9 protein-coding genes are annotated in these 4,259 nt (G+C 50.1%); all 9 read left to right on the forward strand.

Translation table 11 applies throughout. The features are described from left to right. The first annotated feature begins 4 nt into the window (after positions 1–4). Positions 5–100 carry a hypothetical protein gene (locus Q7V06_RS05905; RefSeq protein WP_304839445.1) on the forward strand — a complete coding sequence of 32 codons (96 nt, stop codon included), beginning with the start codon at positions 5–7 and terminating at the stop codon, positions 98–100. Positions 101–102: 2 nt separating this feature from the next. Then, positions 103–306: a hypothetical protein gene (locus tag Q7V06_RS05910; RefSeq protein ID WP_304839424.1), complete on the forward strand. Its 204-nt coding sequence runs from the start codon at positions 103–105 to the stop codon at positions 304–306. 2 nt (positions 307–308) lie between these two features. After that, positions 309–1,151, forward strand: a complete 843-nt coding sequence (locus Q7V06_RS05915; RefSeq protein ID WP_304839427.1) for a respiratory chain complex I subunit 1 family protein — start codon at positions 309–311, stop codon at positions 1,149–1,151. Then, positions 1,148–1,396 carry a hypothetical protein gene (locus Q7V06_RS05920; RefSeq protein ID WP_304839430.1) on the forward strand — a complete coding sequence of 83 codons (249 nt, stop codon included), beginning with the start codon at positions 1,148–1,150 and terminating at the stop codon, positions 1,394–1,396. The genes Q7V06_RS05915 and Q7V06_RS05920 overlap by 4 nt, the downstream gene beginning before the upstream one ends. Then, positions 1,393–1,773 (forward strand): DUF1959 family protein, encoded by a 381-nt coding sequence (locus Q7V06_RS05925; protein WP_304839432.1) that lies wholly within the window; start codon positions 1,393–1,395, stop codon positions 1,771–1,773. The genes Q7V06_RS05920 and Q7V06_RS05925 overlap by 4 nt, the downstream gene beginning before the upstream one ends. Further along, on the forward strand, positions 1,770–2,225 hold the full coding sequence (locus tag Q7V06_RS05930; protein WP_304839435.1) for an NADH-quinone oxidoreductase subunit B family protein: 456 nt from the start codon (positions 1,770–1,772) through the stop codon (positions 2,223–2,225). The genes Q7V06_RS05925 and Q7V06_RS05930 overlap by 4 nt, the downstream gene beginning before the upstream one ends. Continuing rightward, entirely contained in the window at positions 2,222–3,307 is a 1,086-nt protein-coding gene (locus tag Q7V06_RS05935) for a nickel-dependent hydrogenase large subunit (RefSeq protein ID WP_304839438.1), read from the forward strand. The genes Q7V06_RS05930 and Q7V06_RS05935 overlap by 4 nt, the downstream gene beginning before the upstream one ends. Before the next feature lie 5 nt (positions 3,308–3,312). Further along, positions 3,313–3,915, forward strand: a complete 603-nt coding sequence (locus tag Q7V06_RS05940; protein WP_304839440.1) for a 4Fe-4S binding protein — start codon at positions 3,313–3,315, stop codon at positions 3,913–3,915. Then, positions 3,912–4,259, forward strand: a 348-nt coding sequence (locus Q7V06_RS05945) for a molybdopterin dinucleotide binding domain-containing protein (RefSeq protein WP_304839443.1), incomplete at its 3' end; no start/stop codon positions are given. The genes Q7V06_RS05940 and Q7V06_RS05945, both read left to right, overlap by 4 nt.

The following is a 4,259-nucleotide window of genomic DNA, read 5'->3' on the forward strand; positions in this document are numbered from 1 at the left end:
AGAGATTACAAGAGCTCAGGGAGCCCCGTTTATCCTGATGGTTCATGTAAGCTCCCTTCTGCTCTTCCTCAGGGTGGTTGAGATCATTTTGGTGATTTGATCATGAAGAGATTACACATCCAGCTGACAGCCGTTCTTTCAGGGATAATCCTTATCCTCTCATCTGCTCTGGCATATCTTGGAGCCATCACGTATGCTATCTCAGCACTCGCTGCGATCATCATCTTCCCGGCCTTCATCATATCAATCGGACTCCTCCTTTCTGCAAGCTTAAAAGACGGAGATATTCCGTTTATGGGGTACTGATCATGATCGAATATCTCCTCTCTGCAATGATTTTTGGCCTTCTGCTCCACGGGCTTCATCGGAAGGTGATTGCACGGGTGCAGGGGAGACCGGGGCCGCCGATCTGGCAGGAGATTCTGCATACCATGAAGTTCCTCTTCAAAGAGACATGGATACTAAAGACCGCCAGTCAGGGGTTATATGTCGGGGTCGTCGCTTTAGCTATTGCGATCTGGAGTGCAGCACTCATCATCCTCATGACAGGAGGAAGCCTGCTCCTCCTCTTTGCCCTCTATCTGATCCACAAGATCGTTGAACATGGAACAGGCCTCTCATCCGGATCACCGTATTCCAAATTCGGGGCTATTCGATCGGTTATATCAGCGGCATCGGAGCTTCCGCTTCTGGCAAGTGTCGCACTTATCTACCTCTTCACAGAGTCCCTCATGATCAGTGACATTGCGGCTTACCAGGCGGTCTATGGGCCGCTCCTCATCCCTGCGCTTCCTGCGGCAATTGCACTGTATATGGTAATACTCTCAAAGATCCATTACGGGCCGTTCTCAATCATCGAAGCAAAAGAGCTTGTGTCAGGGTACTGGACTGAACATTTCGGAGTCTGGCGTGGACTTTTCAACGCAGCATTCGGTATGAAGACATTTGTCCTCCTCTATACCTTTGTGTTGGTCTTCATCGGACCGGTGGGACTTCCGCTCTCACTCCTCCTGATCATACTCCTGATGATCTCGCTCTCGTTTGTCTGTGCGGTAACCCCGATGCTATCACCTTACGACTCCGTCTCAATTCAGACCATCACAACCGGACTGATCGCCATCTACATCATTTTTCTGGGGGTATTTGCATGAGCCTGATCCGTTACTGCCTGCTTGCCGCGTCCATATTCTATATCGTGCTCTTCATGGTTCAGGGGACATTAGTCGAAAGCATTCTTTTTACCGCCGCTATCGGAGTAGTAATCCTCATAGGTGTCGGGTCAACCCTCTTCATCTCTGATGAGCTGCATCTGAAGAAGACCGAGATGATCCTTATCTGGTGCTGCGTTCTTGCATTTGCCGGATACGGACTCTTCAGGGGAGGTATGATTGTATGACCACGTACCTGTACGAAAAGGATCTCAGGCAGATGAAACTCTTAATTCTTGAGAGCAGGCGGCATGATGCCGTTGTACAGGAGATTGCCACAACACTCGGTATAAAACGCCAGCAACTCAGAAAGATACTTATTGAACGGTGTGATATGATCCTCTTAGAGAACCTTCCGGCACGATGTGATGCAGCAAGGGAGACAGATGATCTGATCTCACAATCACTTGGCATCCCGTTGATAACTCAGGCAGCAGAACTTTTAACACGGGAAGAAGGTGCTCGCATCAGAAAGGGCGTTAATGTACAAATTGAGCATGGTGTTCCGAGAGAGACGGCAATTCTTGAAGCAAAAACAGAGATTCTGGAGTTGATCAGGGTATGAGTCTTCTTCAGAGTCTGAAGAACAGCATCCGTTCACGCTCAATTCATGTAGCATATGTCAATGTCGGATCCTGCAATGGATGCGATATAGAGCTCCTCGCCTGCCTCTCACCACGCTATGACATCGAGCAATATGGGATCTATGTCCACAACAATCCAAGGGAAGCTGATGTTCTGCTTATAACCGGTGCATTCAGCCCGCAATGGGAGGACAAACTCAAACCCCTCTGGGATAAGATTCCAAACCCAAAAGTAGCAGTCGCCATCGGGAACTGCCCGATATCCGGGTGCGTCTTCAACCGGCCGGAGACACTTGTCGATCCCCCGGTTTCTAAACATATCCCGATTGCAGCAGAAATACCTGGCTGCCCCCCGCGCCCGACAGAGATCATCAGTACAATTCTGTCACTTGCACCACTTATCTTCAAAGATTACGAGGAGACAAACCGATGAAGAAGACGGTAGATGTATCCCTTCCGATAGGTCCAATGCACCCCCTCTTTAAGGAGCCCTGCCGGATCAAATGTGAGACACGAGGCGAGTTTGTTCTTTCAGCTGAAGTCGAACTCGGCTATGTGAAGAAAGGGATTGAGCGGATCATGCGTGGGAGACCCTGGCAGGAGGTGATGTTCCTTGCAGAGCGGGTCTGCGGGATCTGTTCGGTCGTTCATAATTACGTATTCATCGAAGCAGTTGAGAACGTCAGTGGAATTGCTCCTACTGAACGTGCCGCATATCTCCGGGTGATCGTGAACGAGCTCGATAGAATGCAGAGCCACCTCCTTGCAAACTATTCATACTGCTACACAATTGAGCATGAGACGCTTGCGATGTACCTGCTGAACCTCCGTGAAACGGTGATGGATCAGCTCGAACTGATCACGGGTGCCCGGGTCACCTGTGCATTCATTATCCCCGGTGGTGTCAGATGCGACCTTTCAGCAGATGGTGCAGCATCTCTCAGGACCGCACTCGATCATATAGACTCCGAACTCTCCCGGTTCGTCAGAATATTTGAGACAGGACCATTAATCGGACTCAGATCAAAAGGCGTCGGTCTTCTGACAAAGGAGGCAGCAATTGAAGCTCATGCGGCCGGTCCAACAGCCAGAGCAAGTGGAATTCCAGATGATCTCAGGAATATACACCCGACATATCGTCTTCTTGACTTTAAACCGGTCATCCGGTATGAAGGAGACAACTATGCACGTATCATGGTCAGGTTCGAGGAGGTATTTCAGAGTACAGGACTGATCCGAACAGCCCTTGCTCTGATGAAAGAAGGCCCAATCCGGGGTGGAGGCACGATCAAAGCAGGAACGGTCCGGTACAGAGGAGAAGCTCCGCGAGGAGAACTCCTCTATGACCTCACAACCGATGAACACGGCAGAATTCTTGAGATAGCCATCCAGACACCTTCGATCATGAATATTCAGGTTTGTGCCCATGCAATGCTGAAAAATGCACAGTCGGCAGCAGACATCACTGCGATCTTCATCAGTTCAGATCCCTGCATCGCCTGTACGGAGAGGTAAGCCCAGTGTTTTCGTTTGTTTACTACATCAAGGAGTTCCTCCGCCCCACCTGGATACGATCATTCCTCACTGCTAAAACAGCACCTCTCAAGAGTCCTTCCTACTTCCGGGACTTTCCACAAACAACAGAGAAAGAGTGTACACATTGCCTTGCATGCATGATGATCTGCCCGGCACCAGATGCAATTAATGTGGTCCAGCGTGCCGGAGTCTGGCAGCCTGAGATTAAAAAAGGTCATTGTATCCGTTGCGGCCTCTGTATAGAGGCCTGCCCGGAAGATGTCCTCGCTAGCGGCAGGATCCTTGAATATAAGAGGAGAGAAGAGCTGACACTCAAAGGCACGTATCATATCTCGATCGATCAGAAGAAATGCATGGGGTGCGGGAATTGTTCGGTCTCCTGCCCGGTGAACAGAGAGATCGATCCGTCACTCCGCTCAAGCGGGACATCCACATCAGATGAGGTGATCATGCGGGTAGATACCGGCCAGAACAAGGTGCTCCATGAAGAGAAATGCACAGGTTGCAAGACCTGCGAGGATCACTGTCCAAATCAGGCTATCCGGGTCGCCCGTGTCGTTGAAGCACTTCAGGGAGGCGAAGAATGACGTTTATACTCTCATCTGGCAGAACAATTTCCCAGGGTGCGTTCGTTGAGCATAAACTCTCGCAGGGGTACCGAAACGCCACATCCACCCTCTTCATTCATCCGATGGACCTCTTCGAACTCGGGATCGAATCCGGAGACCGGGTAAGGGTGACGAGTGCGTATGGATCTGTCGTACTCACAACAGAAGAGACAGTTGACCTCAAAGAAAAATGTGTCTTTATCGCACTTGGACCCTTTGCAAACGCGATTACTGGTGGATATACCCATGCAACCGGCATGCCCGATTATAAAGATATTATCGTGGAGATTGAACCAACAGACGATCCCATCCTCAAAGTCTGG

It is taken from the genome of Methanocalculus sp. (assembly GCF_030651615.1).
Classification (GTDB): domain Archaea; phylum Halobacteriota; class Methanomicrobia; order Methanomicrobiales; family Methanocorpusculaceae; genus Methanocalculus.